The 17689-nt window shown below is 64.9% G+C and carries 11 protein-coding genes; 4 read left to right on the forward strand and 7 right to left on the reverse strand.

Going from position 1 to position 17689, the window contains the following annotated elements:
* The first annotated feature begins 1 nt into the window (after position 1).
* Positions 2–466, forward strand: coding sequence for a nuclear transport factor 2 family protein (locus ACZY1I_RS21355; protein ID WP_463756773.1), 465 nt, complete (start codon positions 2–4; stop codon positions 464–466).
* Here ACZY1I_RS21355 and ACZY1I_RS21360 read toward each other — a convergent pair.
* The 4 genes from ACZY1I_RS21360 to ACZY1I_RS21375 all read right to left on the reverse strand — a co-directional run bounded on the left by ACZY1I_RS21360 (position 390) and on the right by ACZY1I_RS21375 (position 6676).
* A complete protein-coding gene (locus ACZY1I_RS21360) occupies positions 390–1739 on the reverse strand; it encodes an acyltransferase family protein (protein ID WP_463756776.1) in 1350 nt (449 codons plus the stop codon). The genes ACZY1I_RS21355 and ACZY1I_RS21360 overlap by 77 nt on opposite strands.
* A gap of 92 nt (positions 1740–1831) precedes the next feature.
* Entirely contained in the window at positions 1832–4192 is a 2361-nt protein-coding gene (locus ACZY1I_RS21365; protein ID WP_463757159.1) for a Tex family protein, read from the reverse strand.
* A gap of 90 nt (positions 4193–4282) precedes the next feature.
* On the reverse strand, positions 4283–4768 hold the full coding sequence (locus ACZY1I_RS21370) for an SRPBCC family protein (RefSeq protein WP_463756779.1): 486 nt from the start codon (positions 4766–4768) through the stop codon (positions 4283–4285).
* Positions 4769–4828: 60 nt separating this feature from the next.
* Positions 4829–6676: a serine/threonine protein kinase PknE gene (locus ACZY1I_RS21375; RefSeq protein WP_463756781.1), complete on the reverse strand. Its 1848-nt coding sequence runs from the start codon at positions 6674–6676 to the stop codon at positions 4829–4831.
* Between the two features lie 428 nt (positions 6677–7104).
* Here ACZY1I_RS21375 and ACZY1I_RS21380 point away from each other — a divergent pair, with 428 nt between their 5' ends.
* Positions 7105–8616 carry a PPE domain-containing protein gene (locus ACZY1I_RS21380; RefSeq protein ID WP_463756784.1) on the forward strand — a complete coding sequence of 504 codons (1512 nt, stop codon included), beginning with the start codon at positions 7105–7107 and terminating at the stop codon, positions 8614–8616.
* A gap of 48 nt (positions 8617–8664) precedes the next feature.
* Here ACZY1I_RS21380 and ACZY1I_RS21385 read toward each other — a convergent pair whose 3' ends face one another.
* Together ACZY1I_RS21385 and ACZY1I_RS21390 are read right to left on the reverse strand one after the other, a co-directional pair.
* Entirely contained in the window at positions 8665–9915 is a 1251-nt protein-coding gene (locus ACZY1I_RS21385; RefSeq protein WP_463756786.1) for a fatty acid desaturase family protein, read from the reverse strand.
* Positions 9916–10538: 623 nt separating this feature from the next.
* Complete coding sequence (locus tag ACZY1I_RS21390) at positions 10539–12716, reverse strand: glutamine synthetase III family protein (protein ID WP_463756788.1); 2178 nt, start codon at positions 12714–12716, stop codon at positions 10539–10541.
* 168 nt (positions 12717–12884) lie between these two features.
* Between ACZY1I_RS21390 and ACZY1I_RS21395 the strand changes: the two genes are divergently transcribed.
* Together ACZY1I_RS21395 and ACZY1I_RS21400 are read left to right on the forward strand one after the other, a co-directional pair.
* On the forward strand, positions 12885–14321 hold the full coding sequence (locus tag ACZY1I_RS21395) for a WS/DGAT/MGAT family O-acyltransferase (RefSeq protein ID WP_463756791.1): 1437 nt from the start codon (positions 12885–12887) through the stop codon (positions 14319–14321).
* On the forward strand, positions 14318–15571 hold the full coding sequence (locus ACZY1I_RS21400; RefSeq protein WP_463756793.1) for an APC family permease: 1254 nt from the start codon (positions 14318–14320) through the stop codon (positions 15569–15571). The genes ACZY1I_RS21395 and ACZY1I_RS21400 overlap by 4 nt, the downstream gene beginning before the upstream one ends.
* On the opposite strand, the gene ACZY1I_RS21405 is transcribed toward ACZY1I_RS21400, so the two are convergent.
* The gene (locus tag ACZY1I_RS21405) at positions 15546–17498 is read right to left on the reverse strand and encodes a serine/threonine-protein kinase (RefSeq protein ID WP_463756796.1); all 1953 of its coding nucleotides are present in this window, start codon (positions 17496–17498) and stop codon (positions 15546–15548) included. The genes ACZY1I_RS21400 and ACZY1I_RS21405 overlap by 26 nt on opposite strands.
* Positions 17499–17689: the final 191 nt, after the last annotated feature.

A 17689-nucleotide genomic window follows, 5' to 3' on the forward strand; every position in this document is an offset into this window, starting at 1 on the left:
CATGCAGATGTGGGAACTTGTTGCCCGCGAACAGATTCGAGACACGCTGGCACGGTATAACTGGTCAGGTGACGCCGGCCGCGTCGACGACCTCGCCGCTACGTTCTGCGCGGACGGTGTGCTCGAGGTCCGCGGCCTGCAGTCGCTTTGCGGCCGATCTGAAATCGCGTCATTTCTCGGCGGCGTCGTCAGCAGCGTCGGTGGCGCCGATGCCGCCACGCTGGCCGTCAAACCCATCGTCCGGCACAACCTGGCCAATCTGGTGTTCACCGACCTGACCCCGGAGCGCGCACATGTCTCGTCGTACTTCACCGTGCTCACCCAGATCGGCCTCGACCATTTCGGTCGTTATCGCGACGTCCTGGTCCCGGACGGCGATAACTGGCTGATCAAGCACCGGAAGGTGTCGACCGACTGGGCAGCTCCGAACTCACAGATGGCGCGGGATACCGCAGCCCGGCGCTGACTCGCGCGGCCATCGCCGCACCCACGAAGCAGCCCAGCGCCGTCCAGCCGTCGAAACCGGTGAGCCCGTTCTTCGCCAGCAGAACAAGGGCCACACCCGCGACGCAGATCAGTGCGCCGGCAATGGTGGCCCGAAGACCAGCGGGGCGAACCGCGGCGTCCCACCACGGCAGCCGCCGGTGCTCGAGCGGCGAGAGCAATCGGAACAACACGGCCATGACGCCGGCGAACACCACCGCCCGCAGTGCCAGCAGCCCCCAGAAGCCGGGCGCGTGCACGTCATAGGCATCCAGGCCGACGGCGTGCAGACCGACGGCGGCAACGGCGATTGCCGGGATGTGCCACAGGTAGAGCGTCATCGCTCCCCCATTTCCTACCGCAATCACTCCCCAAACCCGCGGCCGTGCGGCCCAGCGTCGGATCGGGCTCGCCGCGGCGATGAACACGCACGACATCCAGGTGCAGTGCAGCGCCAGCAACAGCGTCGGCGGCGACACATTGGACATCCGCTCCGCGCCGGTCACCACCAACGACACCTCATAGACGCCGGCGATTGCGAGCAGCACCTGCGCGGTGAACGCAGCCGCAGCTACGACGAGTGCCGTGCGCGCGCTGATCAGCTTGCGCGCATAGGCAACGCCGAGAGCCACCGGAATCAACCACACGGTCAAGAAGTTGGCAACACCGGATTCGGGAGTCCCGACGGCGAACCGGATTCCGTCGATCGCGGTGGCCGCGACCAGCAGCCCGGCCACCACCACCCCAACTGCGCGCCCCGTCCGCATCCGGGCCAACACCGGCACGAAAGCGAGCACCACCAGGTAGACGCCGAGGAACCACAGCAGCGCCACGCACTCCCGGCCGAGTCCGGCCGCGGACTCGGCCCCGAGGGTGGTTCGCACCACCAGCAGCGCCGCCGCCCATGCCGCCAAGTACCAGAACGCGGGTCGACACAGCCGCTGCGAGCGGGTGAACAGCCATGATCCCCAGGACATGTCGGGCTGCCAGCCGTAGGCGCCGGCGGCGCCGCCGGCCAGGAAGAACAGCGGCATCACCTGGACAACCCAGGTCAACGGGGTGATCGCCGGTATCGCACCAAGCAGATTGCCGATCCGCACACCGTCGGAGTCGATGGTCGCGAGCAGCAACGCGCAATGCCCGAACATGACGACGACGAGGGCAGCAAGTCGTGCGACATCGACGGCACGGTCGCGCCCGCGTGCCGCCTCCTTGGAAACCTCAGCCGGACGGGGCATGACTGTAGCGAGTGACATTCGACCAGCATGCCCAGCCGGTGGCCACCGCGGATGAGTAGTACTACGCGTCCCGCAGATCCACCGGCTGAACGGCCACGATGCGCTTGCCGTCAGCGGCCGAAACCGGCGTCGCGCAACGCCTGTGCCATCGAGTTGGCGCTCGGGCCGTCGTCTCGACGCGGGGCATTCCGCGGCTGCTGAGCATTTCGCTGCTGACCACCCGGGTTGCCGTCACGACCGCCTCGCGCCGCGGGCGCGCGATCCGGTCGCTTGTCCTTCTGCGGAGTGTCGTTGAGACGCAGGCTGAGTCCGATCCGCTGGCGTTCGACGTCGACCTCCATCACCTTCACCCGCACCACCTGTCCGGATTTGACGACCGCATGCGGGTCCGATACGTAGCGGTCGGACATCGCCGAGATATGCACGAGCCCATCTTGGTGAACCCCGACATCCACGAAGGCACCGAACGCCGCGACGTTGGTCACCACGCCTTCGAGGATCATTCCGGGCTTGAGGTCAGCGATCTTTTCGACGCCGGTCTTGAACGTCGCGGAGGTGAAGGCTGGGCGCGGGTCGCGGCCTGGCTTCTCGAGTTCGGCGAGGATGTCGGTCACGGTCGGGATGCCGAACCGGTCGTCGGCGAAGTCGCCGGGCCGAAGTTTTCTCAACGCGCGTTCGTCGCCGATGATTTCGGCCAGTGCAACTCCCGAGCGATCCAGGATGCGCCGGACCACCGGGTAAGCCTCGGGGTGGACGCCCGAGGCGTCGAGTGGGTCGTCCCCTTCCCGGATGCGAAGGAAGCCCGCGCACTGTTCAAATGCTTTGGGGCCCAAGCGCGGAACGTCAAGCAGGGCACGGCGGCTGGCGAATGCGCCGGCCTTGTCACGGTGCGCGACGATCGACTCCGCCAGCGACACCGTGATGCCCGATACGCGGGACAGCAGCGGAACCGATGCGGTGTTCAGGTCGACCCCGACGGCGTTCACCGCATCTTCAACCACGGCGTCCAAGCTGCGCGCGAGGATTCCCGGGGTCACGTCGTGCTGATATTGGCCCACCCCGATTGACTTGGGTTCGATCTTCACCAGTTCGGCGAGGGGGTCTTGCAGGCGCCTGGCGATAGATACCGCCCCGCGCAGCGTCACATCGAGGTCTGGTAATTCATGCGCCGCGTAGGCCGATGCGGAGTAGACGGACGCGCCGGCCTCGCTGACCATCGCTTTCGTCGGGGCCTTGACCGAGGCACCCGCACTTGCCTTGCGGATGTCTGCGATCAATTCGCTCGCCAGGGCGTCCGTTTCACGCGATGCGGTGCCGTTGCCCACCGCGATCAACTCCACGCCGTGGCGAGCGACCAGTGCGGCAAGGGCCGCTTTGGAGGCGACCCACTGCCGCTGTGGCTGATGGGGGTAGATGGCGCAGGTGTCCAGCACCTTGCCGGTGCCGTCGACCACCGCAACCTTCACACCCGTCCGGAAACCGGGGTCGAGTCCAAGGGTGGTCCGTGCTCCGGCCGGGGCGGCAAGCAGCAGATCCTTGAGGTTCCTGGCGAACACCGCCACCGCTTCTTCTTCGGCGCGTTGGCGCAGCCGCATGCGGGCGTCGACCGATGCCGAGAACATCAATCGGGCGCGCCACGCGAAGCTGACCGTGCTGGACAGCCAGCGCTGCCCTGGGTTCGCGGCCGCCTGCCGCGACAGATCAATGCCGAGCGACTGCGCGATCCTGGCTTGGTACACGCCGTCCTCGCCGCCATCGAAGTCGAAGGTCAGGGCCTTCTCCTTTTCACCGCGCAGCACGGCCAGCACCCGGTGCGACGGCATGGTTTCCAGTGACTCGGAATAGTCGAAATAGTCGCGGAACTTTTGCGCTTCGGCGCTGGCGGCTGCCGCTTCAGATGCTGGGGCGGTCCGCAAAGTTGCTCTGCCCCAGAATGTTTCGCGAATTTCGCCGACCAGCTCGGCGTCCTCGGCAGCCCGCTCGATCAGGATGTGTCGTGCGCCTTCCAGCGCGGCCGCGGTGTCAGCGACGTCGTCATTGATGAATTCCGCGGCTGCCCCCTCGGGCACGAGGGTAGGGTCGGCGACCAGACGATCGGCCAGGGGCTCCAGACCTGCCTCGCGGGCAATCTGCGCTTTGGTTCGACGCTTTTGTTTGTAGGGCAGGTAGATGTCCTCGACACGGGCCTTGGTATCGGCTGCCAGCAGGTTCGCGGCCAACGCGACCGTCAGCTTGCCCTGTTCTTTGATCGACGCCAGCACCGTGGCGCGCCGTTCGTCGAGTTCACGCAGATATCGCAGGCGCTCCTCGAGGGTGCGTAGCTGCCCGTCGTCCAGGCTCCCGGTGACCTCCTTGCGGTAGCGGGCAATGAAAGGAACGGTGGCGCCTTCGTCAAGTAGTTTGACAGCGGCGATCACTTGCCCCTCGGCTACCGCCAGTTCCTCAGCGAGACGGGCATTTACAGATTTGATGGTGGCTGTCGGACTCACTCGCAGGACCCTACCGAACGGCCCCGACAGCGCTGCGTAACCGGGTCCGGCGTGCCCATCGGGCCGGCGAGGCTATTTCTGCGGATAACCCCGGCGTACGGTCCGGTCCAGGATGCCCAGAGTCGCCCGCAATGCGAGTTCGGAGATGATCGGAAAAATCCCGGCTTCGCGCCATGTCGGAGCGATGTTCGACCAGTCGTAGAACGAGGTGACCACGGTTGCACTGGCATCCTCGGTCGGCTGCAGGCGATAGCCGTAGACGTGACCGATCTGCGGTTTCAGCTGGCCCAGAACCGTCCACGCGATCAATCGATCTTGCTCGAACTCGGTGATCTCGACCGTCACGTCGTACTTACCCAGTTGCGGGAAGTCGTTGAGCGACTCGCGGTCCATATGCACGACGAAGTTGTCGCCGACGGCAGTCACCGGATCGCCGTCGGCGTCTTGCAGCATCCCCGACGAGTCGATCGCCACGTGGCCCTGCGGGTCGCTCAACAGCGCGAAGATGTCAGCGGCCGGTGCGCCGATGGTGCGATCGGTCTCGATGCGTTCGGTCATCACAGCTCCCAGCCGTCGGTTAAAGGGGCGTGCCTCACTCTAATGACCGCAGCCGGGAAGTCAGCCGATCAGCTTCGTCAGCCAGTTCGGGTTCTGCAAGTCCACCGCACCGGTGCCGTCCCACACGAAGGGCGTGCCGTTGGCATTGAAGCCGGCCAGCGTGGCGCTGGAAGCGGCCGACTTGGATTGGGCGGTGCCGAGGTCGGCCCCGGACTTGATGCAGCTGACAGCGGTCGCATTGGCGTCGACGGTCTGCGCCAGGTGGGCCAACTCGGCATCGGTGCGGTCTGCCGGAGCATTCTCCTGTGGCTGAAATTCGCTGCTGAACATGGCCGAATAGAAGGCGCTGTACACCTTCGGGTCGTTTTGCGTCGCGACACAGTACGACGCCGCTACGGCACGAGTCGAGTAGTTCTTCGTGTGCGACTGCTCGTCGAGGAACGTGAGCAGGTGGTAACGCACCGCCAGCTTCTTGTTGTTGACCGCGTTGTCGATATCGCTGGCGTAGGACCTGATGAACGCACCGCACGGCGGGCAGATCGGTTCGTTGAAGACGTCGATGGTGGCGACTGCCGCCGAGCTGCCGACGAAAACACCGTCGTTGAGAACGCGGAGTTCGACGGCGTCCGCGGCAGGCGCCGGCGTGGAGGACGTCGACGGCGGCGATGACGACTTGTGTGGATTGGAAAAGCCGATAATCACGCCACTGGCGACAGCGACGATCACCGCGATAGCAAGCCCCGCCCAGACCCAGGGCTTGCGCAGCAGCCGGGTCGGCGGTGATGGCGGTTGCCCCCACTGCGGCGATCCGGTGTTGCCTCCGGGTGGCGTACCCCAGCCCTGAGTGTTCGGCCAGGGCACCGACGCCATCGGCCCACTCGGGGGCGTCCCCGATTGCCCGGCGTGGGCAGGTAGCTGGCCCGACGGTGCCGGCCAATTGCCGCCCTGGGAGCCGGACGAGCCACCTTGGTACTGCGCCGGTGCGTAACCGCCTGGGAATTGGTTGGCAAGATGGGGTGGCACCTGCGCAACCTGGCTTCGCTCCAGGATGTCGGTGGCGCGATCCTTATCCGGCGTGGCCAGCGCCGCATAAGCGGCGGCCGACAGATCGCCGCAGGTGGCGTAGCGGTCGGCCGGATCCTTGGCCATGCCACGCGCGATCACATCGTCGAAGGCGACCGGAATGCCGGGCCGCGCAACGCTGGGCCGCGGAACCGCCTGGTTCAGATGGGCGCCCATCACGCTGAGCTGGTCACCCCGGAACGGCGGGCTCCCCACCAGGCACTCGTGCAGTACGCAAGCCAACGCGTAGATGTCGGCCCGGTAAGTCACTTCGGCTTCGCCGAAGCGTTCCGGTGCCATGTAGTAGAGGGTGCCCACCGTGCTGCCGAGCTGGGTGAGCTTCTCGTCGGTGCCGGCACTGGCGATTCCGAAATCCACCAGGTAGGCGAAATCATCCCCGCTGACCAGGATGTTCTCCGGCTTGACGTCGCGGTGCGTTACGCCGGCGGCGTGCGCCGCGTCGAGCGCCGAACCGATCTGGCGGATCACCGCGACCGCGCGCGCCGGGGGAAGCGGTCCGTAACGCTTCAGCATGGCGGCGAGGTCTTTGCCGTCGATCAGCCGCATGTCCACATAGAGCTGACCGTCGATCTCGCCGTAGTCATGAATCGGCACGACGTGTGGTTCCTGCAGTCGGCCGGCGGTGCGGGCCTCGCGCTGCATCCGGGTGCGGAATACCGGATCCTTGGACAGGGATTGCGACATCAGTTTGAGCGCAACAACGCGCTCCCGGACGGTGTCTTCGGCCTCGTAGACGTCGCCCATCCCGCCGCGGCCCACCAGGCGTCGCAGCTTGTAGGGGCCGAACTGTGAACCCTCGCGCGAAACTTCGCTCGTATCACCCATCGCCGACTCCTCAACCCGCCTTCCGCGCAGCTAACCGGCCCTAGGCGCCTCCACGCAACCCGACCATTGCCTGCGCCGGGCACGAGTAGGAGTACGCGGTGGCGTGCCAGGCATAAGGCTAATGGTTGCGACGATTTTAGGGTGCAATGAGCAGTGCTTCTGGCCCGCGAATATTCAGTCGGGATGCTTTGGGACTGACCTCACCTGCCGCTGCCGCCGCAACTAGCCACCCGACGTCTAATTTTGCCGACAGAACCGACAACTGAAAGTGAGGTTATGCAATACTAACTTTCGCTGAAGTAAGGCTAGGGTAACTAAGTAAGGAGACAGGGGCGCTCGCAACGCTTTCTGGACACGACAGTGACTACGAGAACTGCTGAGGACGTTACTTCTTCAGGCGAGTGTTCATTCGATAGCGAGGGCCGCTCATGACCGCTCCCGTGTGGATGGCCGCACCACCCGAGGTGCATTCAACTCTGCTGAGCAGCGGCCCAGGCCCCGCAGCGTTGTTGGCGGCCGCGTCGGCGTGGGATGCCCTGAGCGCCGAGTACACCGCGGCCGCGGCGGAGCTCTCCGCCATTCTCGCGGCCGCCCGGGGTGGCACCTGGGAGGGGCCGACCGCTGTGCAGTACGCGGCGGCACATGGCCCCTATCTGGCTTGGCTGACCCAGAGCAGCGCCACCAGCGCCGAGGCCGCCGCACAGCATCAGGCGGCCGCTGCCGCTTATGCCGTCGCACTTGCCGCAATGCCGACGCTTCCCGAGCTGGCAGCGAACCACACCGTGCACGGTGTGCTGCTCGCAACGAACTTCTTCGGCATCAACACGATCCCGATCGCCCTGAACGAAGCGGACTATGTCCGGATGTGGGTTCAGGCAGCCACGGTGATGAGTGTCTACCAAGCGGTTTCGACCGCAGCCCTGTCTGCGGTGCAACCGTCGAGTCCGGCGCCGCAGATCGTCACCGGAGCTACCGCGGAACCCGCACAGTACCGGCCGGACACGATCACCATCCTGGGTTTCACCTTCCACGACTACATCGCGGACTTGTTCGCCTGGTCCGAGCATTTCAGCAGCATGTGGGCAGCGCTCAAGCAACTGCTACTCAACCCATTGGGCACCCTGGTGCAGCTGATCACCGACTTCGCCACCAGCCCCGCGACCGCGATCGTCACCTGGATGCCGCTGTTCTTCGTCGGTATCTACGCGGTTACCTTCGCGGTGATGGGGACGCCGATATACGCCGCGGTAGCGGGTCCCGCCGTCACGCTCCCCTTGGTTCTCGGGCTCGCCCTGAGTGGAATCGCCGAAGTTCCGGCCGAATTGGCGGCCGAGGTGCCCGCGGTCCCCGCCGAGCAGCAACTCGTGACCGTCGCCAGCATTTCACCCACCATGACCGCGGGCGCGGCACCGTCGGCACCCTCGCCACCCCCGCAAGCACCCGCACCTGCACCAGCCCCGGCCCCGGCCGCGGCGCCGGCCGCACCGGGTTTCGCATACCTGGTTGCCGGGCCGGACCCAGGTCCGGTCTTCGGCCCGAATCTGCGTAACAAGTCGACGGCGAGCGCGCCGGCATCGGGGATCTCGGCCGCGGCGGCCGCGGCGGCCGCAGCCAGCGCAAAGGCGACGGCTCGGCGGCGTCGCCGCCAGGATGTGAAGAACCGCGGCTACTGCGACGAGTTCCTGACCATGGACAATGGACCAGGCTGGTCGCCCGAGGAGCCCCTCGATGACGCCGCTGGCTCAGCCAGCGGGGCCGGGCCGCTCGGGTTCGCCGGCACCGCAACAAAATCCAGAATTCGTACGGCTGCCGGGTTGACCGCGCTTGCCGGCGATTCGTTCACCGACGCGCCGACCCTGCCGATGATGCCGGGCACCTGGGGAGCGGATTCGCCCGAATTGGACTCCGAAATGGGTGCGGCACCACCGACTGGTCCTTAGCTGCACGCGGTGCGGGCAGCGCCGGACGTCGAGATGCCGCCGCGCTCGCTAAGGCTTCCCGACGACCGCGGTGGCGGAGTGGTGCCGATTGCGGCGGGCGAGTATTGCAGTCGACAATCCGCGTCGCGGCGCGTTGTTCGCATCGCCGGATAACCGTGGTTGTGCCGTGGCATCCCGAAATCGGTGCTCGGACGCCGTCTCGGGTGCGTCGTCGGAGTCGGCGAAGAGAAGCCCGTCCGGTAGCGCCAACTTGCAGATGGTGCGCACGGTGAGCAGGTACTGGCGATGCAGGGGGCCCGTGGTGTACGGCAGGTCGTAGGTGGCGCACAAAGCCCGCACCCGCTCGGAAATCTCCGGCAGGCGATTGTGCGGTAGGTCGGGAAAAAGATGGTGTTCGATTTGGTAGCAGAGGTTTCCACACATAAAGCCCAACACCGGTCCGGCATTGAAATTCGCGGTACCCAATATTTGCCGGAGATACCATTCAGGTTTGGTCTCGTCCTCTAGCACCGAAGCGGCGAACTTTTCCGCCCCGTCCGTGAAGTGACCACAGATGATCACTATGCATGCCCATACATTGCGCAACCCGTTGGCAACCACATTGGCAGCGAACGTCCGGCGCCAACGCCGCCGACTGAGCGCGGGAAAGAAAACGTAATCTTTGCCGGCTTGACGAATCATTTTGCGGATGAGTGCTGACTTGTTCGCCGATTTGCGCGCGTCATCTGCAGTCTCGCGATTCTGCACCGCAAACAGGCCGTGTAGTGCGACTCCCCATTCGAAGGCGAGAGCGAGCAGAAACGCGTACACAGGCTGAGCCAACGTGCTGGGCCGCCACTCCTGGTCGCGGGTTACCCGCATGACTCCGAAGCCGAGATCCTCATCGACGCCGACGACATTCGAGTAGACGTGATGACGATAGTTGTGGGAGTACTGCCACTGCGAGGTAAGACCGGCCATGTCCCACTCCCACGTGGTGGAATGGATTTCCGGGTCGTTCATCCAATCCCATTGGCCGTGGCTGATGTTGTGTCCGAGTTCCATGTTCTCGATGCACTTGGCCGCAGCCAGGGCGCCGGTTCCCACGGTCCAGCCGAATTTGCCCCGGGTGCCGGCGATCGTCAGCCTCGCCGCGATCTCAAAGCATCGGTGAAAAGCGATTGCGCGCTTGATGTATTTTCGATCTGCGACTCCGCGCGAAGCCTCGATATCGCAACGAATTGATTCTAATTCGGCAGCAAGGCCGTCTAAGTCCGCATCACTCAGGTGTGCGTATTCAGGTATGTCGGTGATTGCCATTCTCAAGAAGATCCGGGAACAGAGGCACGGGGCGTTTGCGCGACAGCGCACAGCAAGTAACGGTTCGCGAATTGCATTGCGGTTACGTCCGATCCTCAAAGTATTGTTACGCGCGAGCGACGCGGGTCGGCGCAAGATCACGTAGCCGTGCAATTTCGATAAAGAACCGCCGCATTGCGGCAAAAGCTTTTCGAGTACGCCTTCGTCGAGGCGGAATTTCAGTTGGGGCCACCGCCGACACCCTCGTCACGCGACGCGGACCGTCCTGCGGCCAGCCCGGAACCCAGTGGTCCGGTCGGCGGCTGACTATCTACGTAAGTACCTGCCCTCTCGGCCCTCCGCCCGTAGTTCCTTACCGTAGCCTTACTAACAGACTCAAGCAAACGCAGAGCCCGCGCCCCGTCGCGGGCAAGAGGAGTTCACCATGCGGCGCAGCTGATTGATCGCCACCGCACCAGATAGATCCAAACCGAGATGTTTCGAAACGCTAACGCCGACGCTGTGCGCCGACGGATCCCATAAAAAAGGATCGCCGGGTGTGGGGGTCCCGAATCACCAGTGCCGCTCGCGCGGCCGACCCCCACACCCGACGACGTTCAGGTTGGGATTCCCAACGCGCAACCTCAGAGGATGTACAGCATCTCCTGGTAGGTGGGAAGCGGCCAAAGATCATCGGCCACAACACCTTCCAACGCGTCAGCGGCGGTGCGCACCGCCTCCATCGCCGGCAGCAGCTCATGCTGGGCATGTGCGGCTTCGTCCAGCGCCGACTCGGCTGAGTGATCGGTCAGCGCCGCCTTCAACGTCGAGAGAGCCGTCGAGAGATCGGCAAGCGGAGCCGAGACAGCTTCCAGAGCAAGCGTGCTCGGTTCAATACCGGCAGCCTTCATCGTCGCGACGTTCTGCGCGAGTTCGGTCTGGTAGCGGATCGCGGCGGGCAGGATGATCGTCGTCCCTATCTCCAGCGCCAGCTTGGCCTCGACAGCGATGGTCAATGCGTACTGTTCCAACCGGACTTCGTAGCGGCTGTGCAACTCGCGCTCATTGAAGACCCCGTATTTCTCGAAGACTTCGACCGCTTCTGGCTTGATGAGCTCCGGAATCGCGTCCAGCGTGGTCTTGAGGTTCGGCAAGCCGCGCTCGGCGGCCTCGGTCTGCCAGTTGTCCGAGTATCCGTCCCCGTTGAAGACCACCGCACCGTGCTCGGTGATGACATCGGTGAGCAGCTTCTGCACTGCGCCATCGAAGTCCTGGCCGTCCTCGACCGCCTTCTCCAGGATCGTTGCCATGTAGTCCAACGAATCCGCCATGATCGTGTTGAGCACGATCAACGGCACGGCGACGGTCTGCCCGGATCCGGGCGCCCGGAACTCGAACCGGTTTCCCGTGAAGGCGAACGGGCTGGTGCGGTTGCGGTCACCGGGATCTGTCGGCAACGACGGTAGGGTGTCGACACCAATAATCATGGTGCCCTTGCCCTTTGATGAGGTGGCCGCGCCTTTGGCGATCTGCTCGAACACGTCGGCGAGTTGTTCGCCGAGGAAGATCGAGATGATGGCCGGCGGCGCCTCGTTGGCGCCAAGGCGGTGGTCGTTGGTGGCCGAGGCCACCGAGACCCGGAGCAACCCGGAGAACTTATGCACCGCCCGGATCACCGCGGCGCAGAAAACCAGGAACTGGGCATTCTCGTGTGGGGTGTCGCCAGGAACCAGCAGCGAGCCCAGCTCGGAATTGCCGAGTGAGAAGTTGACGTGCTTACCGGACCCGTTGACGCCGGCGAACGGCTTCTCGTGGAACAGGCATTCCATGCCGTGCTTTTTGGCGACCGTCTTGAAGATCGTCATCAGCAGTTGCTGGTGGTCGGAGGCGATGTTGCCCCGCTCGAACATCGGCGCAATCTCGAATTGGCCGGGGGCCACCTCGTTGTGCCGGGTCTTGGCGGGGATACCGAGCTTGAACAGCTCCCGCTCGGTGTCCATCATGAAGCCCAGAACGCGCTCCGGCACTGCGCCGAAGTAGTGGTCGTCGAATTCCTGACCTTTCGGCGGCTTGGCGCCGAATAGAGTGCGACCGGCATTGACCAGGTCGGGACGCGCCAGGAAGAAGTGCCGGTCGACCAGGAAGTACTCCTGCTCCGGGCCGCAGAATGCCACCACCTTGTTCAGCTCTTTGTGGCCGAATAGTTCCAAAATGCGTTCGGCGTGCACACCCATGGCCTGCTGGCTGCGCAGCAGCGGCGTCTTGTAGTCCAGTGCCTCACCGGTCATCGAGACGAACACCGTCGGGATACACAGCGTGTTGCCGTTCGGGTTCTCCAGAATGTAGGCCGGGCTGGTTGCATCCCAGCCGGTGTAGCCGCGAGCCTCGAACGTGCTGCGCAAGCCGCCCGACGGGAAGCTGGAGGCGTCGGGTTCACCCTGGATAAGGGTCTTGCCGGCGAACTCGGCGAGCGTGGTGCCGTCGCCGACCGGGTCCAGGAAGCTGTCGTGCTTCTCCGCGGTCAGGCCGGTCATCGGGTAGAAAACGTGCGCGTAGTGGGTCGCGCCCTTTTCCAGCGCCCAGTCCTTCATGGCTACCGCGACCGCGTCGGCCACCGCCTGGTCTAGCTTGGTGCCTTTTTCGATCGTCGCTACGAGGGACTTGTACACGGCCTTGGGCAGCCGTGCCTGCATCTCGGCCTTGGTGAAGACGTTGGCGCCGAAGATCTCGCCGGGGGCTTCGCCGGCTACGAAACTGATCGCCGGGGGGACGTAGGCCTCTACGTTGTTGATCGCCTGCAGGCGGACCGCGTTGCCGCTCAAATGAGTTCCTATCGCTCAGGGGTCCGTGCTGAACTGATTTACGGACGCTAGACCGCCTCACCGTAGGAAGCTTCGATGGCAATCTTGTTACGCCCGCGTCAACGGTGGCGCAGCGTAGGTTGCGAACGTGAGACGAATTCGGACCGAACCGCGATCAGGAGGCCCGCTGTGCAGCAGCTGAGTTGGAGCGACGACATGATGCTGCGGGCCGAGACGCCATCGACGCCGCTGCAGATTCAGTTGCTGCTGATATACGACCCGTCCACCGCCGCGGGCGGCAAAGTGACCTTCAAAGGCATATTGGAGGAACTCGATGCTCGGCTGCACCTCGCGGATGTCTTTCGCCGGCGCCTGACCGAGTTGCCGGGCGGTCTGCACATGCCGTATTGGGTCGAGGACCCCAACTTCGACCTGGAATATCACGTCCGCCACATCGGGCTGCCGCAGCCGGGCGACTGGCGACAGCTGTGCATTCAGGTCGCGCGGCTACACGCCAGGCAGATCGACCTGCGCCGCCCGCCCTGGGAGATCACCGTCATCGAGGGGCTCAATGCGGTACCGGGGGTGCCGAAGGGCTCCTTCGCCATGGCGTTGAAGCTGCATCACTGCGCGGTCGACGGCATGGCGAGCGTGCAGATGATCGCGGCATTGCACGACCTCGCCGCGGACAGTCCCCGGCCGCCGGGCCCAGATCGCCCTTGGCAGCCTGCCGCCCTGCCCTCGACGGCGGATTTGCTGTCCCGGACGGCAATCAACGCGGTGCTGCACCCGGTGCGGGCCGGCAAGGTGGTTGCCGCGAGTGCACCGGACCTGGTGCGGGGCCTCGTCGGGCTACCGGCCAAATTGGTAGGCGGCCTGGTGAGCAGCGTGGCCGACGGCAACAGGCCCACGTTTCCGCCCAAAACCCGATTCAACCAGACCGTGTCGCCACACCGGGTCTTCGAGGCGCGGTTCCACGCTCTCGACGATTTCAAGCGGATCAAAGCCTGCGTGCCGGGTGCAACGGTCAACGACGTGGCGCTCGCGTACGTAGGTGGGGCCCTTCGCGAATATCTGAGTGGCCACGGCGAGCTGCCCGAGGAGTCGCTCGTGGCGGCTTGCCCGATATCGCTGCGCGAGGCGGGCGACACCAGCAGTAAGGGCAATATGCTGGCCGGCCGGCTGCAGACGCTCGCAACCGACATCGCCGACCCGATCGAAAGGCTGGCGACCATCGCCGAGGCCACCGCAGAAAGCCGTTCGGAGTCAGAACAATCCACCCGAACCCAGATGCTCGAACTGGTGGCGACATTGCCGACGGTCCTACTCGGCGTCACCGCGAAGGCCGCAAGCGTCCTACCGTTCTCGGGTCCAACCGTTGCCAACACCACGGTCACCAACGTGCCGGGTCCTCCTGTACCGCTGTATTTCCGCGGAGCCCGGCTGCTCAGCGCGGCCGGCCTCGGCCCGCTGATCGGCGGGCTGAACCTGTGCCATGCCGTGGCGAGCTATAACGGCACCTTGTCGATCAGCGCCACCGCCGATCGCGACGCCCTGCCGGACCCGGCTCACTACGCCGAATGCATGGACAACGCCTTTCAGGAGTTGTTGGCTGGCGCAGGATGACCCGGTCAGGTTTGCCGCGCAGCCTTGGACTGGGCGACGCGGTGGTGATCGGCCTGGGCTCGATGGTCGGCGCGGGAATCTTTGCGGCACTGGCCCCGGCCGCGCGGGCTGCCGGAACGGGGTTGCTGATCGGCTTGGCTGTCGCGGGTGTTCTCGCCTACTGCAACGCGACGTCCTCGGCGCGGTTGGCGGCGCTGTATCCCATCTCTGGGGGCACCTATGTTTACGGTCGCGAGCGACTCGGCGAGTTCTGGGGGTATCTCGCCGGCTGGGGTTTCGTCGTCGGGAAGACCGCGTCCTGCGCGGCAATGGCGCTGACGGTCGGGTGGTACGCATGGCCCGCGCACGCCCATCTGCTGGCGGTGCTGGCGGTTCTCACGCTGACGGCGGTCAATTACTTCGGAGTGCAGAAATCGACGTGGCTGGTACGCGTCATCGTTGCGACGGTGCTCCTCGTATTGGTGGGAGTCCTGGTGGCCCTGTTCGGCAGCGGGGCCGGCAACCTCGCGAATCTGTCGCTGTCAGGGCGGGTATCGCCCGCAGGTGTGATGCAGTCGGCGGGGTTGCTGTTCTTCGCGTTTGCCGGCTACGCACGCATCGCGACGTTGGGCGAGGAGGTTCGCTCCCCCGCGCGCACGATTCCCCGGGCGATACTGACCGCCCTGGCGATCGCCTTCGCCATCTACGCGGCTGTCGCGATCGCCGTGCTGATCGTGTTGGGCCCACGGCGCCTGGCTGCGACGAGCACACCTCTGGTGGACGCGGCGCGAGCGGCGGGTTCCACCTGGTTGTTGTCGATCATCGCGATCGGCGCCGTGGTGGCGGCGCTGGGTTCATTGATGTCGTTGCTGTTGGGGGTGTCACGCACCGTTTTGGCGATGTCGCGCGATCGTCATCTTCCGCGGCAACTCGATGCGGTGCATCAGCGGTTCGGGGTTCCGCACCGTGCGGAGGTCGCTGTCGGAGCGGTCGCGGCGATACTGGCGGCAACGGTGGATCTGCGTGGTGCGATCGGCTTCTCATCGTTCGCGGTGCTGGTTTACTACGCGATCGCCAATGCTTCCGCGTTCAGCTTGCGGCCTGACGAAGGCGCACCACTCAAAGTCGTTTCCCTGATCGGCTTAATCGGCTGTGTTGCGGTAGCTTTCGCGCTGCCCGCATCGTCGGTGGTCGCCGGCTGCGCGGTGCTTGCCGCCGGCACGGCGATGTTCTGGTTGCGACGCATCAGTCGCCGGTCCGGGCGAAGCTGACGTCGACATCCGTTCCCGGGCAGGAGGTTCCGGTTATTTCCTCATGGCCGTGACCGGCGAGCAACGTGATCGGATCCTGGGCCGGCTGCGGGAGTGTGAACGGGACAACTATTTTGACATGCGCCATGCCGCCCTTCCAGCACTTTGCGTCGAACTCACGCTCGTAGAGCCAGGTCTCGTCGCTGTACAACAGCAACATGACCGTGGCCGGTGCGGTGTGGAACACCGTTACGCAGCGCGCGCCCGTACGTAGGCAATCGGTGCGTGCAGCGAGTTCCCGCTGTTCTTTGAAACCATTTGGCTGCCTTGTTGTTTGGTGGTAGTTGCCGCGCAGGGCAGCCGCCGGCGAATTCACCCGTGGCGGTAACCCGGCCGGGTCGGGCAGCTTGTTGACATCGACTTCTCCGGTGCGGGTGAACGTCACCGTTCGCTTATTGGCGCAACCCTTGCCCATGACCTGAATGAGTTCGCCGGTGAAGATGCCGTCCGGACGCTGCTGCAATGAGAACGTCTGCCAGACTTCCCCTTCAGCGTTGTCGCAAGTGCTCGAGCCGGTGCTGACGGCTATCCAATTGCCGTCGACCTCGTCGAGCACGATCGTCGGCACCTGGGCGGTGTTACCGCCGTAACGGGCTGCGGTCGCTACGCAACCGGCGGCCCCACACACCGAGCGCACCTCCCACGTTTCGGTGGTCGGGGTCAGTGCGACTGGCGCCGGTTGGCCGTCAATGCCGGTGACCACGCTGTATTCGACCTGGTAGAAACCGGTGAACGGACCCGTATTGGGTGGCGGGGTGGTCGGCTTGGCCTCGGACTCGGGGCCCGTGGCGGTGGTGCTGCCATTCGAGTGAAAACGCGAAACGAGCTTCATGCTCGCAAAAACGCCGCCTGCCATCAGCAAGAGCGCACAGAGCAGCGCACCCACGATGGCCGTAGCGATCTTCAAGGGACGCCGCTTACGCCCGTTGTCGACGAGCGGCTCCGGCCGCGGCAGCCTCGGGCTGGTAATGCTCACTCCGGTTTGGGAATAGTTCCAGGTTGCGCCGCCCGGGATCTCGCCGGCGTAGGCGAAACTCGGCTGTTGGGTGAGTTGCTCGATGAACTCCCGGCAGCTGGAAAATCGGCGGGACGGGTCCTTCGCCATCGCGACGGCAAACACCCAATCAAGCCCGGCCAAGTGTGGACGCAGCGTACCGATCGACGGCGGCGGGGCGCTGACATGCTGCGCGATCACCACGGCGGGATTGGAGTTGCCGTATGGCGGGGCGCCGGTCAGCAGATGAAATGCAGTGCAGGCCAATGCATACTGGTCGGCGCGTCCGTCGACGTACTCGCCCTTCAATTGCTCGGGCGCGGCGTAGTTGGCCGTGCCCACCGCGAAATTGGTTGCCGTCAACCCGGTGGCGTCATCCATGCGCCGCGCGATGCCGAAGTCCGCCAGGTAGACGCGCTGCGGTTCTCCGTCGCCCGCCGTCAGCAGGATGTTGGCCGGCTTCACGTCGCGATGCAGTAGACCCCGATCGTGGGCGAAGTCCAGGGCCGACCCGACCGCAGCGATGATCGGCAAGACCTGATCGAGTGGCATTCCACCGGGATAGGTGTCCCGCAACAACCGCGCGACATCTGTTCCTGCCACGTAGTCCATCGAAAGCCAGAACTGGCCGTGGTATTCACCGCGATCGTGGATACGGACGATGTTTGGATGCGCCAGGTCGGCCGCCAATTCGGCCTCACGCTCGAACCGCGCTCGATATACCGGGTCGACGCTGAGTTCCGCGGGCAGTATCTTCAGCGCATTCTCCCGCGGCAAGCGCGGGTGCGCAGCCAAGTAGACCGTGCCCATTCCACCGGCGCCGAGCACTCGAATGATCCTGAATCCGGCGAAGTCATGACCTATGGTCGGCCTCAGCGTGTTGGCGGTATCCACGTTCGTGTGTCCTTTGGCCTAGCTGTGAATCCCTGACGGAGCGGAGCCGGCCGTAGTGACCGACAGCACATACGTTGCCGCTCAACGCTTGCCCCATCTTGTCGGAATTCTTGCGAAATTCTTGCTTGCAGCCGATGGCCGGCACCGTAGTCGCTAGTGCACCCGCAATGCCCGCCTACCCGCGGAACTTT

The organism is Mycobacterium sp. IDUB_37 (assembly GCF_055419245.1).